At 42.4% G+C, this 17268-nt stretch carries 20 protein-coding genes; 13 read left to right on the forward strand and 7 right to left on the reverse strand.

All coding sequences use genetic code 11. The annotated features are described in order from the left end of the window. Positions 1–5: 5 nt before the first annotated feature. Together ACJVC5_RS11630 and ACJVC5_RS11635 are read right to left on the reverse strand one after the other, a co-directional pair. Positions 6–788, reverse strand: a complete 783-nt coding sequence (locus tag ACJVC5_RS11630; RefSeq protein ID WP_408095685.1) for a TIGR02147 family protein — start codon at positions 786–788, stop codon at positions 6–8. A gap of 90 nt (positions 789–878) precedes the next feature. Beyond that, a complete protein-coding gene (locus tag ACJVC5_RS11635) occupies positions 879–1481 on the reverse strand; it encodes a TetR/AcrR family transcriptional regulator (protein ID WP_408095686.1) in 603 nt (200 codons plus the stop codon). Between the two features lie 83 nt (positions 1482–1564). Between ACJVC5_RS11635 and ACJVC5_RS11640 the strand changes: the two genes are divergently transcribed. From ACJVC5_RS11640 to ACJVC5_RS11650, 3 genes are all read left to right on the forward strand, one after another. Next, positions 1565–2527: a GyrI-like domain-containing protein gene (locus tag ACJVC5_RS11640; RefSeq protein WP_408095687.1), complete on the forward strand. Its 963-nt coding sequence runs from the start codon at positions 1565–1567 to the stop codon at positions 2525–2527. Between the two features lie 9 nt (positions 2528–2536). Then, complete coding sequence (locus ACJVC5_RS11645) at positions 2537–3016, forward strand: SRPBCC family protein (protein ID WP_408095688.1); 480 nt, start codon at positions 2537–2539, stop codon at positions 3014–3016. Positions 3017–3099: 83 nt separating this feature from the next. Next, complete coding sequence (locus ACJVC5_RS11650) at positions 3100–3612, forward strand: Dps family protein (protein WP_408095689.1); 513 nt, start codon at positions 3100–3102, stop codon at positions 3610–3612. A gap of 43 nt (positions 3613–3655) precedes the next feature. On the opposite strand, the gene ACJVC5_RS11655 is transcribed toward ACJVC5_RS11650, so the two are convergent. Next, positions 3656–4129: a hypothetical protein gene (locus ACJVC5_RS11655; protein WP_408095690.1), complete on the reverse strand. Its 474-nt coding sequence runs from the start codon at positions 4127–4129 to the stop codon at positions 3656–3658. Positions 4130–4211: 82 nt separating this feature from the next. After that, positions 4212–6218 carry an exonuclease domain-containing protein gene (locus ACJVC5_RS11660; protein WP_408095691.1) on the reverse strand — a complete coding sequence of 669 codons (2007 nt, stop codon included), beginning with the start codon at positions 6216–6218 and terminating at the stop codon, positions 4212–4214. 108 nt (positions 6219–6326) lie between these two features. On the opposite strand from ACJVC5_RS11660, the gene ACJVC5_RS11665 reads away from it, so the two are divergent. Together ACJVC5_RS11665 and ACJVC5_RS11670 are read left to right on the forward strand one after the other, a co-directional pair. Then, entirely contained in the window at positions 6327–6695 is a 369-nt protein-coding gene (locus ACJVC5_RS11665) for a LexA family protein (protein WP_408095692.1), read from the forward strand. Then, positions 6692–7933 carry a Y-family DNA polymerase gene (locus ACJVC5_RS11670; RefSeq protein ID WP_408095693.1) on the forward strand — a complete coding sequence of 414 codons (1242 nt, stop codon included), beginning with the start codon at positions 6692–6694 and terminating at the stop codon, positions 7931–7933. Before ACJVC5_RS11665 ends, ACJVC5_RS11670 begins: the two co-directional genes overlap by 4 nt. Here the strand turns inward: ACJVC5_RS11670 and ACJVC5_RS11675 are convergent. After that, the gene (locus ACJVC5_RS11675) at positions 7890–9173 is read right to left on the reverse strand and encodes an MFS transporter (RefSeq protein WP_408095694.1); all 1284 of its coding nucleotides are present in this window, start codon (positions 9171–9173) and stop codon (positions 7890–7892) included. The two genes, ACJVC5_RS11670 and ACJVC5_RS11675, sit on opposite strands and share 44 nt — an antisense overlap. An 84-nt stretch (positions 9174–9257) precedes the next feature. Between ACJVC5_RS11675 and ACJVC5_RS11680 the strand changes: the two genes are divergently transcribed. From ACJVC5_RS11680 to ACJVC5_RS11700, 5 genes are all read left to right on the forward strand, one after another. After that, entirely contained in the window at positions 9258–9713 is a 456-nt protein-coding gene (locus ACJVC5_RS11680) for a PPC domain-containing DNA-binding protein (protein ID WP_408095695.1), read from the forward strand. Between the two features lie 65 nt (positions 9714–9778). Further along, the gene (locus ACJVC5_RS11685; RefSeq protein ID WP_408095696.1) at positions 9779–10024 is read left to right on the forward strand and encodes a hypothetical protein; all 246 of its coding nucleotides are present in this window, start codon (positions 9779–9781) and stop codon (positions 10022–10024) included. 8 nt (positions 10025–10032) lie between these two features. Next, positions 10033–11124, forward strand: a complete 1092-nt coding sequence (locus tag ACJVC5_RS11690; RefSeq protein ID WP_408095697.1) for a glycosyltransferase family 9 protein — start codon at positions 10033–10035, stop codon at positions 11122–11124. A gap of 601 nt (positions 11125–11725) precedes the next feature. After that, a complete protein-coding gene (bla, locus tag ACJVC5_RS11695; RefSeq protein ID WP_408095698.1) occupies positions 11726–12526 on the forward strand; it encodes a subclass B1 metallo-beta-lactamase in 801 nt (266 codons plus the stop codon). 113 nt (positions 12527–12639) lie between these two features. Further along, entirely contained in the window at positions 12640–13542 is a 903-nt protein-coding gene (locus ACJVC5_RS11700) for an MBL fold metallo-hydrolase (protein ID WP_408095699.1), read from the forward strand. Here ACJVC5_RS11700 and ACJVC5_RS11705 read toward each other — a convergent pair whose 3' ends face one another. Next, positions 13543–14454 carry a ParB/RepB/Spo0J family partition protein gene (locus tag ACJVC5_RS11705; RefSeq protein WP_408095700.1) on the reverse strand — a complete coding sequence of 304 codons (912 nt, stop codon included), beginning with the start codon at positions 14452–14454 and terminating at the stop codon, positions 13543–13545. Positions 14455–14598: 144 nt separating this feature from the next. On the opposite strand from ACJVC5_RS11705, the gene ACJVC5_RS11710 reads away from it, so the two are divergent. From ACJVC5_RS11710 to thrS, 3 genes are all read left to right on the forward strand, one after another. Next, positions 14599–14898 carry a hypothetical protein gene (locus ACJVC5_RS11710; RefSeq protein ID WP_408095701.1) on the forward strand — a complete coding sequence of 100 codons (300 nt, stop codon included), beginning with the start codon at positions 14599–14601 and terminating at the stop codon, positions 14896–14898. An 88-nt stretch (positions 14899–14986) separates the two neighbouring features. Continuing rightward, on the forward strand, positions 14987–15412 hold the full coding sequence (locus ACJVC5_RS11715) for a GFA family protein (protein WP_408095702.1): 426 nt from the start codon (positions 14987–14989) through the stop codon (positions 15410–15412). Positions 15413–15623: 211 nt separating this feature from the next. Continuing rightward, the gene (thrS, locus tag ACJVC5_RS11720; RefSeq protein ID WP_408095703.1) at positions 15624–16787 is read left to right on the forward strand and encodes a threonine--tRNA ligase; all 1164 of its coding nucleotides are present in this window, start codon (positions 15624–15626) and stop codon (positions 16785–16787) included. On the opposite strand, the gene ACJVC5_RS11725 is transcribed toward thrS, so the two are convergent. Next, positions 16784–17254 (reverse strand): peroxiredoxin family protein, encoded by a 471-nt coding sequence (locus tag ACJVC5_RS11725; protein WP_408095704.1) that lies wholly within the window; start codon positions 17252–17254, stop codon positions 16784–16786. The genes thrS and ACJVC5_RS11725 overlap by 4 nt on opposite strands. Positions 17255–17268: the final 14 nt, after the last annotated feature.

Below are 17268 nucleotides of genomic sequence, written 5' to 3' on the forward strand. Positions count from 1 at the left end.
ATCCTTTAATTCTTTGTATTCTCGGTAAGAGGGTAAAGCTGAATGGCGAGCTGATACACCTCTGATCTGTGACCTTCTTCCAAGAGTGCTGCCATCTTGAGACGAAATTCTCTGATGATGGTCTTGGCCTCGGTCAATTTTTCCGGATTCACTGCGATCGTCACCGTAGAAAAATCACGGAACTCATTTTTCACTGATTTAATTTTCTCGATTCCCATTTCCATGGCCTCGATATGGGACTTTTGAAGTGCCACGTTCATCACATCTTCAGTTGTGCGAACCCTGCATTGCGCTTTCTCAAGACCATTTTCCCCATGGCGTAGAAGACCGCACTGAAGAAGATTGTTAATCACCACATCTGCTCTGAGTTCAGAGATCTTAAACATACGGCTGATCTCAGAAAGAGTTGGTTCAAAGTGAGAAAGATCAAATAGAGTCAGAACCGCGTAGTGCTCCCATTCCGCAATCACGTTGAAGTATGATTCACCATCAATCATTAAAGCTTCATCGTGCGTTGGAATTTGAATCGCATCTAAACGAGTTCTGGTTTTATAAAGACTTTCAAAAAAGAGCGTGCGCTCTTTTGGGCCAAGTTGCATTTTTTCGGCAATCACAACTGAATCGCGCACAGGCATAGGACGTTTGCCTTTTAATACCAGGCTTAGCGTGGCCGGATGAACACCCAGATCGCGAGCGTAAGCACGCATTGAATAGCGGGGAGAACGTCTCTGAATCTTTGAGAGTTCATCCTTTATTTTCAGAATGTAGTAGGGTGTAGCCGTTTCCATGGCGGGAGTTATAGCTCAGAAACTCGTTGAGCGTAACCATTTTGGATACAAACTGTAACACTAATTGGATACAGCTCTAAGTTGTAGTAATTACTGAGAAATGCCCTGGAAATAAATACGTAGTGAATCGTAAAGAGCATCGAAGGCCCGCTTATCATTGAGGCCCTTGAGCATCCCGTAGAACCCTTCATGGGCCATCACCACGAAGTGAGCGACCTGACGGGTGTTCATGTCTTTTTTGATGTAGCCCTCTTTTTGAGCGCGCTTTAACTGCTTATCCATTTCCGAAATCCAGAGATTCAAAGCAATCTGCAAACGCTCATGAAAACCTTCATCAACAGGTGCCATTTCTTGAACAAGATTATTGAGGGGACACCCGAGTTTCAGTTCTTCGGCCGGTGCTTTTCCAATCAAAGTCTTTAACTGTTTTAAAATTCCTTCGAGAGGATTCTCGTATTCATTTAATGGATGAATCCAACGTTCGATAATCATCGGTTTAATCACATCATCAACCAGAGCGTAACCAAGATCTAATTTGGTAGGGAAGATGTGATAGAAGGCACCTTTCGTAAGTGTGGTCTTCTTAACGATGTCATCAATGCTCACGCCTTGAAAGCCTCGACTAAAAACTTCCATAAAGGCCGCATCTAATATTTCTTTTCTGGTTCTTTCCAGATCTCGGGTCTTTTTCATAGGGAAATCCTACCAAAATTGCCCCTACTTGACAACATACTAGTTAGTATGTTAATCTTGTTTTATCAAATAAGGGGGATCCCATGCTGATGAAGATTGGATTGGGCGTAGTAGCGGTGTTAATTGGATTTCTTGGGTATGTTTCAACTCGAGAAGGTAAGTTTCAATATGAGAGAAGTGGAGTGATCAATGCTACTCCGGAAAAGATCTTCCCTTATTTAAGTGACTTCAAGTTAGGTGGCCAGTGGTCGCCATTTGAACAAGCAGATCCCAACATGAAAAAGACCTTCACTGGAAATGTGATGGAGTTTGAAGGCAACAAAGATGTTGGAGCAGGAAAGCTTGAACTTCTAAAAGTTGTTCCTAATCAATCAGTCGACATTAAGCTCACGATGTTAAAACCCATCTTTGCTGAAAATTTGGTGCAGTACACTCTGACACCTGAGCAAGGGGGAACACGTTTTACTTGGATCATGTCTGGTGATGGCGGCTTCATGGGGAAACTTATGAATGTCTTCATGGACTGCGAGAAAATGATAGGTGATCAATTTGTAAAAGGCATTGCGAATCTCAAAACAGTCGTGGAGGGGAGCAAAATGAATCTTACAGAAAAACCTGAAATTGTGACTTGGCCGGAAACTCATTATGTCTATATTGAGAAAACGGGACCCTTTCAAGAAACGGCCCAACCGGCGTGGGAAAATCTTCACAAAAATGTCCCTAATTTAAAATCTGTAAAAGGCTTTATGAGCCTTTATAAAGTTGATCCACAAATGGTGTACCGAGCAGGGGCCGTTGTGGCCGCCAAACCTGAAAGTCTTCCTTCAGGAATGGCCCATGTAAAGTTTGAAGGCGGAAAATATGCCAAGTTCACTCTCGTGGGAGCTTATGAAAATCTTCCCGAGGCAAGCGGTAAAGTTTTTGAAATCATCAAGCGTGATCACATGAATCTTCGTGATGCCTTCTTTATTGAAAACTATGTGAATGATCCAGCGACAACTCCGGCCGATAAACTAGTGACTGAAATTTTGGTCCCAATTCAATAGGAAATAACCATGAAACTAGATCTTAATCCTGAACTTGATTTAATTATTGAACGCATGACTGATCTTCCAGCATCCGCTATCTGGGACGCTTGGACCAAACCAGAACTCATTAAAGAATGGTTCTGCCCTCGTCCGTGGAAGACCACTGCTTGTACTATTGACCTTCGTCCCGGTGGTGTGTTTGCGACAACGATGAAAGGCCCTGAGGGAGAAGAGTTTAGTGGTGCGGGTTGTGTTCTAGAGGTCGTTCCAAATAAAAGATTCGTTTGGACCGATGCTCTTACTCCTGATTACCGTCCATCTGCAAAACCATTCTTTACTGGGATCATCATGATGGAAGAACTTGACGGTAAAACAAAATATACTGCCATTGCCCGTCATGGAAATATAGAAACAAAAAAGCAGCATCAAGAAATGGGATTTGAACAAGGTTGGAACATTGCATTTGATCAACTGGTAGAATTGATGAAAGGTCGACAGAGTAAATGAGGTTTTAAACAACGCCTGGAGCTTAGTTTCGAGAGAGGTGAGAGGCTATAATTTCCGCTGTTAACATGAATCAGGAGGATTTTATGGCCGTAGATTCACGCAAAGAACTTCGTACTCCATCAGACCTGGGTGATGATGCTCGGAAGAACATTTCCGCCTCACTCAACGGCCTGCTATCAGACGTATTTGCTCTCTATATGAAGACCAAGAATTTCCATTGGCACGTGAGTGGCCCTCACTTCCGGGACTTTCACCTAATGTTGGACGAACAGTCGCAGGAAATATTTGAGATGACAGATGATATTGCTGAAAGAGTCCGTAAAGTGGGTGGCAGAACACTGCGCTCAATTGGTGAAATTGCCAAGAAACAAAGAATTAAAGACAACGATGCGGAGTTTGTTACTCCTCAGGACATGCTGGCCGAACTTGCTCAGGACAATCGTCAGCTCGCTTCATATATGCGAGAGATCCATGACATCTGTGATGAGTATCGCGATTTTTCAACTGCGAGCTTATTAGAGAACTGGATTGATGAAGCGGAAGAAAGAAATTGGTTTTTATTTGAATCGACGAGAAGACTTGGGGCCGAAGGCTAGAGAAAAAGAAGTGCGGGTTTTTAGGCCCGCACTTTGTATTCAATTACTTTGTAATGAATTTAACAGTCAGATCGCCACCACGAGTAACGTCAGCATCTAGCTTACAGTTACCGTTAAGAAGAAGAGTTGGCTTCTTGAACACACGAGTTACACCCATAGTTCCACATTCAACTTCACCTTCAGCACCTTGGTAGATTAGCTTGTCATCAACAAGGATTAGGTTATCAATTTTTACTGAATCGCTGAAAACAGTCATTGTAGAAGGCATTGGACGGTTTGGTGACCATGGACCGTTCGGGAATGGATAGTTAGTTCCGCCCCAGTATTCCATAACTTCTTCAGTTACAAGAATTTTTGCATAAGTTTCTTTTGTATCGAAATCAATTTGGAATTTAGCGAAAGCTGTTGTGCTGATAGAACGAGGAGTTGTAGCAACTTGAGTATTTAGAACAGTCACTTCAGCAGCGTTAGCGATTGATGTAGCAAGAACTAGAGCAGCGATCATGGTCTTTTTCATAGGTTCTCCTGAACTGTGGATTGTTTGATGCCGCTCTTATAGCAACAGTGTGTAGCAGTCGAAAAGTGGGAGTGTAAAAACTTCAGCTTCGACGCTGATTAATGAGATTTAATAGTTGGGCGGCAGCAGTGGCATCAGATAGGGCCCGGTGATGGTTCGTGAGCTCAATGTTAAAGGTCTGGCACAGGTTTTTAAGCCCATAAGACTCTAGACCTGGGTAATATTTTCGCATCCAGGCCTTGGTACAGATGTAGGGCATGACGAATCTTTCTTCTAACCGTGCAAATTCATTTTGAATAAATCCGTAATCAAAACCCGCATTGTGGGCCACGAAAATACTGCCGTCTAAAAACTCGAGAAATTTTTCCATGATCTCTGAGAAGGTGGGAGCGTTCTTCACCATCTCATTTGTAATGCCAGTGAACTCTTGGATACTTTGGGGGATAGAGCGTTCAGGATTCACCAGTGTTTGGAAAGTATCTATGACTTGGCCATTTTGAATTTTGACTGCGCCAATTTCAGTGACTCGATTCCAGCTTGAAAGAGATCCTGTTGTTTCCAGATCCACTACCACATAGATCTGTTCCGGATTAAGTTTATAATTTACCTGAAGAACTTTGACCTTAAAGCCGACTTTCTCTAGTTGCCTCATTTGCTTAATCTGGGAAGGCCTAAGTGAGTCGCCCTCGGCCTTCACTTCAATAAAGCTGACCTCGTTGTTTTCAATGATAAATAAATCTGGAAAGCCCGAGTTCCTTCCGTAAAAGTCTTGGGCCATATAGACGAGCATCTTAAAAATTTTATCCAGCTCCGCGAATTCGATAAAATCTAAAATGATGTCATCTTCAGCAAAGAGGGCCTTTAAATCTTCTTTAGTGGTTGTTTCAAATTTATTAAAGATTGAAGCTTCATGTTTTGTTAAGAACGTTTTCTCTACCAGTTCTGGGGGAGCGTAATCGAATTCCGAGTGCCCTCCGGCCTCAAGCTCCTCCTCAAAGAAGGTCCAAAACAACGTGTTCCAGAGATAGTTCTCTGCAAAGTGACCTGATTCATAATGAGCGAGGACCCCAAACTCCGGATGACGATAAAAAGATTCATCAATGGAGAGTGACTCGGCGTTTCGAAGAGTTTCCGTGAGAAGGCTCAGGCGCTTTTTCTGGTACTTTCTCTGAAGAAAGTCCTCTGCGAACAGCAGTTCTTCATCATTATTAGGATCATCCATCATGCGCTCAAGTTCGAGCAGACATTCATCAGTGAATCCGAGCTGGTGAAGGAGGCGCGCCCGATAAGTGGTGGCCGGATAATCTTTGCAAAGTTTAAGAATTGAAAGTGCGGTTGTTGGATCTTCGGTTTTTTGTGCTGATTTTAATAAAAGCTCCTCTCTTAAAGATTTTGTTTCAACTAAGATGGCCGGTGGCCAGGTCTCAATTTCTTCTAGAGTAAAAACTCGCTTCAACTGTTTTAAATGAGCGTAGAAGTACTGGGTAAATGCCTCTTCTTTGTTCTTAAACTTTGCTACAAACTTTCCTTTCTTATTCGATTGGCGAATGCCCAGATCCCGAAGGGTAGGGAGAATGAGTTTGTTTTGAAGTTTTCCAAAGTAAAGAAAGAGAAGGTAATCAATTTCTTCCTGGCGATTTAAAACCACAATGCGTTCAAGGGGGCCAAGTTCTTTTAAGGTGCAGTTCAAATTGAGTGTGAGTGAAAGAAGCTCTTCTCGCGAGGCCGATTTTCGAAAAGGAACACTGGCCTTGGAGAGGATTTTTTTGAAGTCGTCTTTCTTGAGCCAATTCAGGAAATCCGGAAGATCTTGTTCTTTCAGTTCTCGGATGAGATTAAGGCGCGCTAGTTCGTCCCAGTCATAGCTTTCGATCTCTTCATAAACCAGTGACGATTTTTCGAAGATCTTTCCCGAGCGGTTAATCATGCGAATGAGAAGACACTTTGAATCGTTTGTTAGTTTTTCATAATCGGCCAAGTACAAATGATGATGCTCTTCCATCAAGGAAGAGTGGTGCTTTTTCACTTCATGAATAAATTCTTCGAAGTGATCTAGGTAGTATTTAGGCGGAAGAACGATATCCGACATTATTCCTTTTCGACTTCGCATTAAATGCTCTGTGGGCTCAGTATAACAAATATTCCTCTCTTGCGAATACGGAAAATTTACGTAATATTGAATTATTTGGAGGTCTCAATGCTAGATATTAAAGGAATGACTGGTTTTCCGAGCCCTTGTGCTGAATATGCGGAGGAGGAACTCAGTTGGGAGTCTCGCTATATTGCCAATGAACCGGCCACCTTTCACGTAAAGATTTCAAGCGATCAGAGGCAGTTTGAGCTTAAAAAGGGCGATCACCTGATTATTGATCGTTCTTTAGACCCTAAGCCGGGGGAACTTGTAGTGGCCGTGATTAACAATGAATTTAAAATCGCCCAATTTACTCTTGCTGCAAGTGGCGAAGGCATTCTTATGCCCTTTAATAAAAAAGTCGGAGATGTTGAAGCGGAAGAGGATTTTATTTGGGGAGTTGTATCATCTCTTCATAGGAAATTCCGAGCATGACGATTGGTTTGGTAGATTGTAATTCTTTTTATTGCTCATGCGAGCGCGCATTTAATCCTAAAACTCGTGGACGTCCTATTCTCGTTCTTTCAAATAATGATGGAACGGCGATTGCTTATTCGAGAGAGGCCAAGGCGATTGGATTAGGAACTGTTTTTGAGCCTTTTTTTGAATTAGAGAAGAGAATCAAAAAAACGAACACCGCAGTTTTTTCTTCGAATTATGCTCTCTATAACAGCATGTCGAGAAGGGTGATGACCATTCTTGATCGGTACACCAGCGATTTAGAGATTTATTCCGTGGATGAGGCCTTTCTTTCAATGGATGGACATCCTGATTTAATGGCCCATGCAAAAAAAATTCGAACGGACATTTTAAAATCTACTGGCATCCCTGTCGGTGTTGGTGTTTCTAAAACCAAGGTCCTCGCTAAAATCGCCAACCGAATGGCCAAAAAAAATAAGGGCCTTTGGATCATGAACACTGATCGAGAAATTGATGAAACTCTCAAACAATTTCCCGTGAGAGATATTTGGGGAGTTGGATCATCTACGGCGGCGAAGTTGGAAAAACTTAAAATCTATACTGCTTACGATTTTAAAATGTTTAAGAACGATAATGTGATTCAGAAAGTTCTGACGAAAACCGGTAGAGAGATTCAAGAAGAACTGAGAGGTGTTAGTTGTCTTGCAGTAGAAGAGTTAGAAGACAAGGTCAATATTGCGACGACGCGAAGTTTTGGTAAGGACACATATAGTAAGGCCGAATTGCGAGAGGCCATTGCGAGTTTTACAACTGTCACGGCGGAAAAGCTCCGCGCTCAAAAGAGCGTTTGTTATGGACTGAGTGTGTTTATTCATACGAATGCTCACAAAAGCATGGAACAGTACTACGGAAGTGGTCATCATACTTTTATTAGTGGTACCTGTGATACGGTAAAGATGATTAAGGCCGCCTGGGAAGTTTTAGATAAGATTTATAAACCAGGAATGGGATACAAGAAGGGTGGAGTTATTCTCAGTCATATCGTTCCTAAGAATGAAAACCAGATGGATCTTTTAGGTAGCGAGAGTTCTGACAATGAAAAACTAACGAACGTCATGGACCTTATCAATAATCGCTTTGGCCCTAAAACCATCAAGAGTGCTGCTTGTGGAATTGAGCACGCCTGGAAGCTTAGGGCCGATTATATTTCTAAACGTTATACAACGAATTGGAACGAGATCTTAACAATATGAAAGAGATCACGATGGTGACTGAGGTTGCTAGTGCCACGTAGTGGGCAGGAGCGAGCCCACCAAAGTGAGAGCTTAAGTACGAAATGAAAGGTGGTGTGATTGCACCAAAGATTGCGTAAGAAATATTGTACGAGAACGATAGCCCTGAGAAGCGAATGACCGGAGGAAAGGCCGCTACCATCACTGATGGAACAATTCCCACAACTCCCACTGTAAAACCCGCAATCGTATAAAGCAGAATGAAGTTCTCAGCGCCTTTAGTGAGATCAATATAAAGAGCGTAGTTTGTTATTAAAAGGATGATGGAGCCAATGAAAAGTGCCTTCGCGTATCCAATCTTGTCCGCAAAAAAACCTCCAGCGAGACACCCAAGTACCAAGGCAAATGAGGCCCAGTTATTTCCACGAAAAGCTTCCGCGGCACTGATCTGAAACTGAGACTGAATCAAGGTCGGAGTCATAAGAATGATGACCAAGATGGCAGCAGTGAGCATCCAGGTGATGAGCATTGAGATCATTACACTACGACGATGTTTTTGAAGGACGGTCTTAAGAGGAATGTCTTTGTTAAGTTCCTTGCGCTCTTTCATGGCCTCAAACACAGGAGTTTCTTTCAACCATCCACGCAGCCAAACCGCGAAGATCCCAAAAGCACCCCCGACCAAGAAAGCAATTCTCCAACCGTAACTAAGCACTGCTTCAGGTGAAAGTTGCGTATAGATAGTTGTTCCCATCAAAGAACCAAGAAGAATTCCCAAAGTAAGACCTGATGTTAAACTTGCGCAAGCAAAGCCCACACGATTTTGAGGAACATGTTCGGCCACGAAGACCCAAGCGGCCGGGACTTCACCACCAATGGCAATCCCTTGAACCACACGAAGAATTAAAAGAAGAATAGGGGCAAGAAGACCCAATTGAGCATAGGTCGGAAGAAGACCAATGCACAGAGTTGGCAGGGCCATTAATAAAACACTCAGCGTGAACATTTTCTTTCGACCCAATAGATCACCGAAGTGGGCCATGATCACACCACCAACAGGGCGTGCCACATAACCTGAAGCAAAAATTCCATAGACCTGAAGTTGGGCCAACCATGCAGGCATATCAGCTGGAAAGAAGAGTGTACTTAGAGTTTTAGTGAAGAAAACGAAAATGACAAAGTCGTAAAACTCTAGTGCTCCACCTAATGCCGCAAGGCCCAGAGTGCGCATATCTTGAAAGCTCAGCTTGGATGAGGTCATGAACAGTTCCCTTTTAAGTTTCCCTTAATTTGATCACGCAAAACTGGATTGTTAAACTTTTTTATTCTTAATCCGGAGGGATGCATGAGAATTCTCTTTTTACTTCTTCTTTTGGTCTCTTGTAGTTCGATGAATAGAACCAAAACCGGATACCTTCTGGTTTTAAAGGAAGGAGACAATGTCTTCAAGACCGTCGAAGAGTTTGTGAAGAAGCAAGAGATTCAAGGTGCCACCATGTTCGGCATGGGCTTTGTAAAAGTGAAGTTTGGGTACTTTAAAGCGGAAGAAAAAAAATACGATGAACGTGAGATGCCGGCCATGGAGCTTGCGAGCTTTACGGGGACCATCGCCTGGGAAGGAAAAGAGCCTTCTATTCACGCTCATGGGGTCGTATCAGGTGAAGACTATATGGCCTATGGTGGTCATATATTAGATGCCACAGTAGGAAAGGGCACCATGGAAATAACCATTCTTGATCATGGAGAGAAATTAAAGAGGAAAGAAGATAAGCAATTAGGTGCGAAGGTCTTGATACCTTAAATTCTTTTTAAGTCATTTGATAAGCCTCGGCATGAGTGAGACGTTCTAGTCATGCGAGGTCGATTATGAACACGTTAGTAAGGATGCTAAGTACGACTGCTTTAAGATACTTACCTGCTGCCCAACCACAGCGCATGGCCTTTAAGTTTTTTGGCCCATATGCGGCACTTGGGGCACTTGGTGGATTTGCTCTTTATAAAGCTTATAAGAGAGGAAATCTCGACCCAGTAGTCAGGCAAGCTAATGAATATTTTCCCATTCAAAGCAGCTCAGAAAGAGCGGCCGGTCATCCAATAGTCGGATCTTATTAGAGGTCCTCATGGTCATTAGAAAGATAGGAGTATTGCGGGCCAATGCTTTAGGAGACCTTATCGTAAGCCTTCCAGCACTTGCGGCCTTGAAGGAGTCATATCCTAATGCCGAGTTGGTCCTTTTAGGAAGAAGAAGCCATTTCGAATTATTTAATGGAAGAAAACCAGTTGATCGAGTCATTGTTCTTCCACCTTCTATTCAATTCGATCGCCCAATAGAACTCAATGAAGAAAATCAGAAAATCGTTGATGCCATTAAAGAGGAAAAGTTTGATGTCCTAGTCCAGCTTCACGGCGGAGGAAGATATTCAAATGCTTTTGTGAATATGCTGAGGCCCCTCATTTCCGTTGGAGCAAAGACCTCAGACGCTCCTCCCTTAAGTAGATATCGGCCATACACTCAATTTCAGCATGAGGTTTTGCGTGAGCTTGAAGTGGTGGAGCTCTTAGGCGCCAAAGGAAGTTCATTTACTCCGAGAATATCGTTGCCTGATGACGAAAAGAATGAAGGAAGAAATGTTCTTCATCATATTTTAGGAAACAACAAGGGACGAATCGTGCTTCTTAATCCGGGGGCGACGGATCCAAGGAGAAGATGGCCGGCCGAAAAATTTGGAGACGTGGCAAAAAGGTTAGCACTAAAGGATACGGTCCTGGTGAACTCAGGGCCAGGAGAAGAAAAAATCTCAGAAGCGATTAAGAGCATTTGCCCTGAGGTCAAAATCATTCAACCTTCTCTTAGAGAGCTTTTGGCCCTGCTGAGTAATTGTGATCTGGTCATTTCAAACGACACGGGAACGATGCATTTGTCGATGGCCATAGAAGTTCCAACTGTGGCCCTTTTCTGGCATCGAAATGTTATGAACTATGCACCAGTAAAATCTGAGAACACTCGCTTACTTGTTTCATGGCAGAGCCAATGTTCTACTTGCGGGGCCAACTGCTGCAAAGAAATGTGTGAGCATGAAGACTCCTTGTTAAATGAACTTAGTGTTCAGGAGGTTTTAAAGGCATCTGAAGAACTGTTAGAACGTGTAGGAGGCTCCAACCATCTGGCTGAAGATCATAGGGGAAGAGTTTGGCTGAAGCCCAGCAAATGAGCTCACGGTTAAGCCAAATCTTGAAGTTATTTGATATTGAAGGGAGCCGTTAAAATTAGAGTGTGGCTCCCAAGGCTGGGTCTCATACTTATCACTGTAGATATTGAAGAGAGCAGAGAGTTTCTCAGTCAACTTTTGATGGTGGGTGAGGTTTAACATATACTTTCGTGGAGAATCGGATTGTATGGACTGATCCAGGGCCATGCTCATGGATAGAGAACGGTCTTTGCTCATCTTATAGTTAAGATTTAAAGACATGCCCTGCTTAAATTCTCCCCCCAAATACCCTGGTGTTTGATCTTGAGAGCTGAATGAGAGCTTACTGCCTTCATGTTCGAGCCATTGATATCTCTGGCGAACGGTTGAATTGTGGACTTGAAGTAAGGTCTCTATTTCGGTCCTACGCTCATGGTGAGATTGAGCATAGAGGGAAGAGGCCCCTATACAGAGAAGAAATCCTAAGAAAGCTTTAAGTTTCATCGCCATCAAAATAAGGGATGATCGACTTTTTGCCAAAAGCTAAAGACACGACAAAAATACATTTATTCTCGCAGCAAATCGGTGCATTATAGATAGTAAAGTTCTATTGCTCAGAGGGTTTATGAAAAATATTTATTATCTGTTCATTTTGATCTCTTTTATCTCATGTGCCTCAAAACCGAAGTGGGATTCCACAAAATTTGATCAAGAGTTTGCCGTTAAAGAAATCGCTCCCGACACTTATGTCATTACAGATAAGACTTTTTTTGATTCGAACGTGCTTGTGGCCAAAATGAAAGATGGCACGGTCTTTATTGCTTCATCGCCTTTTGAAACAGTGGGCACTAGAGAACTCATTGGGTGGATCAAGGCCAAGTGGGGACCTAAGAAAATAGTCGCAGTAAACACTCACTTTCATGCTGATGGTACTGGCGGAAATGAGGCCTATAAAGAGGCCGGTGTTGAGACTTGGGCAAGTACAATGACTAGTAAGCTCCAGCAGGAACATGCTGAAGATGCTCGTAAATTCGAAGCAAAAAACTTTGCCGATAAACCTGAGCTTCTAAAACGCCTTACTGAACGCAAGATGGTTCAAGCCGATTATGTGTTCTATGAAAAAGCGGGAAAGACCTTCACTTTTGGCGAAGAGAAAGTTCAATTGATTTATCCAGGTCCGGCTCATACGAAAGACAATATGGTTGCCTATCTCCCTGAGAGAAAAGTTCTTTACGGAACTTGTATGATTAGACCTGGCGATTCCCTAGGAAACATTGCTGATGCTGACGTAAGGGCCTGGCCTAAATCTGTAGAAAAAATTCAGTTTCTGGACGCAACAATCATCATTCCTGGACATGGACCTGTGGGTGGTCCTGAATTGCTAAGTAAAACTTCCGAACTCGCGAAATCAGCTAAAAAGAGATAATGGTCCATGACTTGCAAAAGATCTCCTTGGATAGAGGAGATCTTTTGTGAGGGTCTCCGAAGAGGACTGGGGCAGAACGAGTGGTAATTTGCCTCCAAGTCACGGAGGTATTTATGCGAATACATCATTTGAATTGTATTTCTTCTTGCCCATTGGGTGGAAGATTAATGGATGATGGTGTTGAATCTGTCTTGCATAGAGGTCATCTCACAAATCATTGCTTGTTAATAGAAACCTCTGAGAGTCTGGTTTTGATAGACACCGGATTTGGTTTAAATGATGTCAAAGACCCATCTTCTCGCTTAAGTCACTTCTTCTTAAATCTAGTGAAACCTGAATTTCGGGAAGAGATGACGGCCTTTAGACAAATAGAACGAATGGGACTTGATCCCAAAGATGTAAAACACATTATTCTTACCCATCTTGATTTCGATCATGCGGGAGGTTTAGATGACTTCCCTTGGGCAAAAGTTCATTTACTAGAGGCAGAAAGAGAGTACGCATTTCTTCAAAAGACCTGGTTAGACCGACAAAGATTTCGACCTGAACAATGGAATACAAAAAACAATTGGATTGGCTACGAACCAACTGATGGTGAAGGATGGTTTGGTTTTAACTTGGTAAGGAAACTGCAAGGACTGCCTCCCGAAATTCTGTTGGTCCCTTTAATCGGCCACACCTTTGGTCATGCAGGAGTTGCAATCAAGGCCCATGAAGGTTGGTATTTCTTAACAGGAGATGCTTATTTCTTCCATGAAGAGATGCATCCGGCAGAACCTCGCTGCACACCTGGGCTCGCATTTTATCAGCGCATGATGGATAAGAATCATAAGTTGAGAGTTTGGAATCAGCAGCGCTTACGAGAATTGAAAAGAGATCATAGTGATAAAATTGAAATCTTCTGTTCTCATGATGTTGAGGAATTTGAGCGTCTGACTGGCAGAACCGCCCAAATTCCAATTGAGAAGATGACTTGGACTGGATCGATGAATTTTCCCTATGATGAAATGGGATAGTTACTGGTGAATCGAATCCATTTCCATTGAATCACGACCTACTGGAGAGTAAGACTCATTCGCGAATCCTACTAGCTCATTGTATAGATCCTGAGTTTCCTCAGGGAAGTCAGAAACCTCAATGCCTTCGATCTGAAGTTGTTTAAACTTCTTGATGATCTTTTTAAGGGCCTGATCGATTTCCTGGAACTCTCTTTGATTTGGATCATTCGGAGTCGCAGCGATGGCCTTCTCAATGCCTTGAGCTTTAGCGATCTTCACAAACTTCTTGATCTCGCGAACTGGAAGTTCTTTAACGTGTTCGATGGCCTCTTCTTGCTCTTCTTTATTAAGTTTCACAATCTCGTTGGTTTGAGAAAGAGAAAGCTCACCGTTCTTACGGGCCTCTTTCACAACAGATGCCGCCATTTCATCACGATTGATCGCTTCATGAATTTGCTTCGGAGAAAGACCAGTCTTCTCTGAAACCATATTCAAGAATTTTTCAGCAGGAAGGACCTGAACTTTTTTGGCCTTTGGAGCATCTTCAGTTGTTTCAACTGGAGCGGCCTCAACTACCGGAGCTTCTACTTCTTCATGAGGATTAAGCGCTTGATAGATTTCTTTGGCACGACGAAGGTGAGACTCAACCTCGATTTTAGTAAGATCTTTACGAACAAGGTTCTCATCAATTGAAACAAGCTCACGCTCAAGTTCGTTTCTATCAACCACCATGACTGGTGTTTCAGTGAAGCCAAGGTTAAGCATCGCTTGATAGCGACGAGCGCCGGCAAGGATGACATTGTCGGGTGAAATAACGAGTGGGGCGATAAGGCCCAGAGTTTGAATTGATTTTTCTAGTTCCGAAACGTCAGTTCCTAGACGTAAATACGGATTGGTTGCTTTAAGCTCATTTAGCTTTCTGATTTCCACGATAGCTCCCGAAAATGTAATGGTGTGTGTGTCTAAAAATGGTCTTTCAGGTGAGACTTTTTGTCAGGTAAAAGCGGATTACAAAGTCTGACATTAAAACAAAAAGTGTTTGAAATTACGTCTAAATCAATAACAATCATTTGAATGGAGCACAGATATCTCAAAACAACGATTGGAAAAATACATGCAGCGATTGTGGTCCCGTCGATGCTTTTTTGCTTCCTGATCTTCTGCTACGAATTCGCCCAAGGTAAGAATCCCAATCTTTGGGGCATGATTGTGTCGCTCATAGGATTTGCTTTGTTCTTGAAGGCCAAGCGTTCTGTCATCCGCAAAGGAAAATTGATCTCATTCGGTTGTGATTTGATGGATCAAAAAAACACTAATTTCTATTTTAGTGGTTGGGTGCTGTTCATTGCAGGCTATTTCCTGAGCTGGGTATAAGCCTGATTTTCTCACATATCCAAATCAGAGAACAAATTAAGAAGCCTTTTAAAACTATTCAAGTAATCATAGTGAGCGAGGAAAATATATGCTGAAAAAATACACCGGAAGCTGTCACTGTAAATCTGTTCGTTACGAAGTTAAGCTCGATCTTTCACAGGGTATTCGAAAGTGTAATTGCACTTTTTGTTATAAAACTAAAATGCAAAAAGTATTCGCCGATTATGATAAGTTTAGACTGCTCACCAGTGAGTTTGAATTAAGTGATTACCGAGGACCTGAATCAAACTGGCCCGCTGGAAAAATTCATCATTACTTCTGTAAGAGCTGTGGGGTGAGATGTTTTTCTAAAGGGTATCTCGCTGATGCTCCATTTAATGGATGGTTCTATGCTATTAACATCGCGACTCTTGATGATCTAACTCCTGAAGAAATCATTCATGCGCCTGTCATCTACGAAGATGGTCTGCATGATCAGTATGAAATTCCTCCCCAGGAAACTCGGCATCTATAGAGCGTTATTGAAATTCATTTCAATCTAGAGTAAGATGCCTATTATGAAGAAACTTTCTCTTATCTTCATTCAAGCTACCACCACAACCACCCCGTAAGGGGACACATTCATCGTTTGCCCGAACGGGCGGCACACTACATTTAGTATTTTTATATTTTTAACTTTTATGGCTTAAGAGCTCATTGATCTCTTATTGCCGGGAGAAATTTATATGATGAATGAATTCGATCACCGAGTTCTCGGGGCGAAGTACGACCTTTTTTCCTTCTTTGAAGAGGGACCTGGTTTTCCTGTGTGGCATGAAAAAGGGCTGAGAATAAAGAATGCATTAATTGAATTTTGGCGAAAGCTTCATAGTGAGAGTGGCTATGTGGAGATTCAGTCTCCCATCATGTTGGATAAAGAGTTGTGGAAGCGCTCAGGGCACTGTGATTACTTTGAAGAGAACATGTATTTCTCTTCCGTGGATAAGAGAGACTTTGCGATCAAACCTATGAATTGCCCTGGAGCAATTCTGGTTTTTAATCAAAAAAAGCGCTCCCACGCTGAACTTCCTTTAAGAATTTGTGAATTAGGACATGTCCATCGTCATGAGAATTCAGGTTCTCTTCATGGTCTGATGCGTGTTCGTTCATTCGTTCAAGACGATGCTCATATTTTTTGTAATCGAGAACAGCTTCTGTTGGAAATCAAAGGTGTAATTAGGCTCATAGAGAAAATCATGAATCAATGTGGACTAAAGGACTATCACTTTGAACTCTCACTGCGTGGTGGAGAAAAGGAGTATCTAGGTTCTGATGAAGATTGGGCGATGGCGGAAGGAAAGCTCGAAGAGGCTTTGCGCGATCTTAACTACGAAGTGAAGAAGAATCCAGGGGAAGCAAAATTCTATGGGCCTTCACTTGATCTTCATTTGAAAGATGTTCATGGACGATCATGGCAGTGCTCTTCTGTTCAATTAGATTTCAATCTTCCGAAACGATTTAATGTTCATTACTTCGATGAAAAGGGTGAGCGACAAATTCCGTATATGCTCCATCGGGCCATTTATGGTTCGCTTGAGAGATTCATTGGAATCCTTTTAGAAAACTATGGCAAGGATCTACCGTTCTGGTTTCACCCAGTTCAGTACAAGATTTTGAATATTGCGGATGAGTCTCAAGAGTATTCAAAGCAGGTAGCTTCTGAACTTCGCGCTAAGGGATTTCGGATTGAGATCGATTTAAGCGACAGACCTCTGAAGGAGAAGATCCGTCGTTCCCACGATGAGCTGGTTCATAGTCTTCTTATCATTGGGAAGAAAGAAATGGAGAGTGAAAGTGTGGTTGTAAGAAGAGGAGATTCTCAGGAAGTGATGAAATTAAAGGGCCTTTAGGGCCCTTTAGATTTCTCATTAATAAGTCTTTGGATAAATGCTTCTAATTGCTCTTGATCAAGATGGCCAAAATGATTGAGTCTCACGTCGCCTTTATGATCTATAACCAGAAGACTGGGAGTACCTTGGAAGTGATAGGCCTTCATGGTCTCTGGCATCCATTCACCTTCAAGCCGTTTATCAATGGCAACTGGAAAGGGAAGACGCCATTCCTTGATGAAAACATCAAGTGCTTCAGGGGTCATGACGTGATGATTTTCAAAGACTGAATGAAGCCCCACCACCTCAACATCATTCGAATTAAACTTCTGATAGAGTTCAACAGTCTGAGGGATTCCTTGATAAACACATCCTGGACACAACATTTGAAAAACATGGATAATCTTGATTTTGTCACTTGATAAATCCAAATGGTAATCAGGTCGAGCATTGATCCATTTATCTATGACAAATTCTTTCGACTTCACATTGACCTCCGTCT

The organism is Peredibacter sp. HCB2-198 (genome assembly GCF_045999315.1).
Lineage (GTDB): Bacteria > Bdellovibrionota > Bacteriovoracia > Bacteriovoracales > Bacteriovoracaceae > Peredibacter.

Bases quoted from the DNA above. Each gene is read 5' to 3' on its own strand.
- ACJVC5_RS11630 (WP_408095685.1), bottom strand. From the start codon at position 788: ATGGAAACGGCTACACCCTACTACATTCTGAAAATAAAGGATGAACTC.
- ACJVC5_RS11635 (WP_408095686.1), bottom strand. From the start codon at position 1,481: ATGAAAAAGACCCGAGATCTGGAAAGAACCAGAAAAGAAATATTAGAT.
- ACJVC5_RS11640 (WP_408095687.1), top strand. From the start codon at position 1,565: ATGCTGATGAAGATTGGATTGGGCGTAGTAGCGGTGTTAATTGGATTT.
- ACJVC5_RS11645 (WP_408095688.1), top strand. From the start codon at position 2,537: ATGAAACTAGATCTTAATCCTGAACTTGATTTAATTATTGAACGCATG.
- ACJVC5_RS11650 (WP_408095689.1), top strand. From the start codon at position 3,100: ATGGCCGTAGATTCACGCAAAGAACTTCGTACTCCATCAGACCTGGGT.
- ACJVC5_RS11655 (WP_408095690.1), bottom strand. From the start codon at position 4,129: ATGAAAAAGACCATGATCGCTGCTCTAGTTCTTGCTACATCAATCGCT.
- ACJVC5_RS11660 (WP_408095691.1), bottom strand. From the start codon at position 6,218: ATGTCGGATATCGTTCTTCCGCCTAAATACTACCTAGATCACTTCGAA.
- ACJVC5_RS11665 (WP_408095692.1), top strand. From the start codon at position 6,327: ATGCTAGATATTAAAGGAATGACTGGTTTTCCGAGCCCTTGTGCTGAA.
- ACJVC5_RS11670 (WP_408095693.1), top strand. From the start codon at position 6,692: ATGACGATTGGTTTGGTAGATTGTAATTCTTTTTATTGCTCATGCGAG.
- ACJVC5_RS11675 (WP_408095694.1), bottom strand. From the start codon at position 9,173: ATGACCTCATCCAAGCTGAGCTTTCAAGATATGCGCACTCTGGGCCTT.
- ACJVC5_RS11680 (WP_408095695.1), top strand. From the start codon at position 9,258: ATGAGAATTCTCTTTTTACTTCTTCTTTTGGTCTCTTGTAGTTCGATG.
- ACJVC5_RS11685 (WP_408095696.1), top strand. From the start codon at position 9,779: ATGAACACGTTAGTAAGGATGCTAAGTACGACTGCTTTAAGATACTTA.
- ACJVC5_RS11690 (WP_408095697.1), top strand. From the start codon at position 10,033: ATGGTCATTAGAAAGATAGGAGTATTGCGGGCCAATGCTTTAGGAGAC.
- bla (WP_408095698.1), top strand. From the start codon at position 11,726: ATGAAAAATATTTATTATCTGTTCATTTTGATCTCTTTTATCTCATGT.
- ACJVC5_RS11700 (WP_408095699.1), top strand. From the start codon at position 12,640: ATGCGAATACATCATTTGAATTGTATTTCTTCTTGCCCATTGGGTGGA.
- ACJVC5_RS11710 (WP_408095701.1), top strand. From the start codon at position 14,599: ATGGAGCACAGATATCTCAAAACAACGATTGGAAAAATACATGCAGCG.
- ACJVC5_RS11715 (WP_408095702.1), top strand. From the start codon at position 14,987: ATGCTGAAAAAATACACCGGAAGCTGTCACTGTAAATCTGTTCGTTAC.
- thrS (WP_408095703.1), top strand. From the start codon at position 15,624: ATGATGAATGAATTCGATCACCGAGTTCTCGGGGCGAAGTACGACCTT.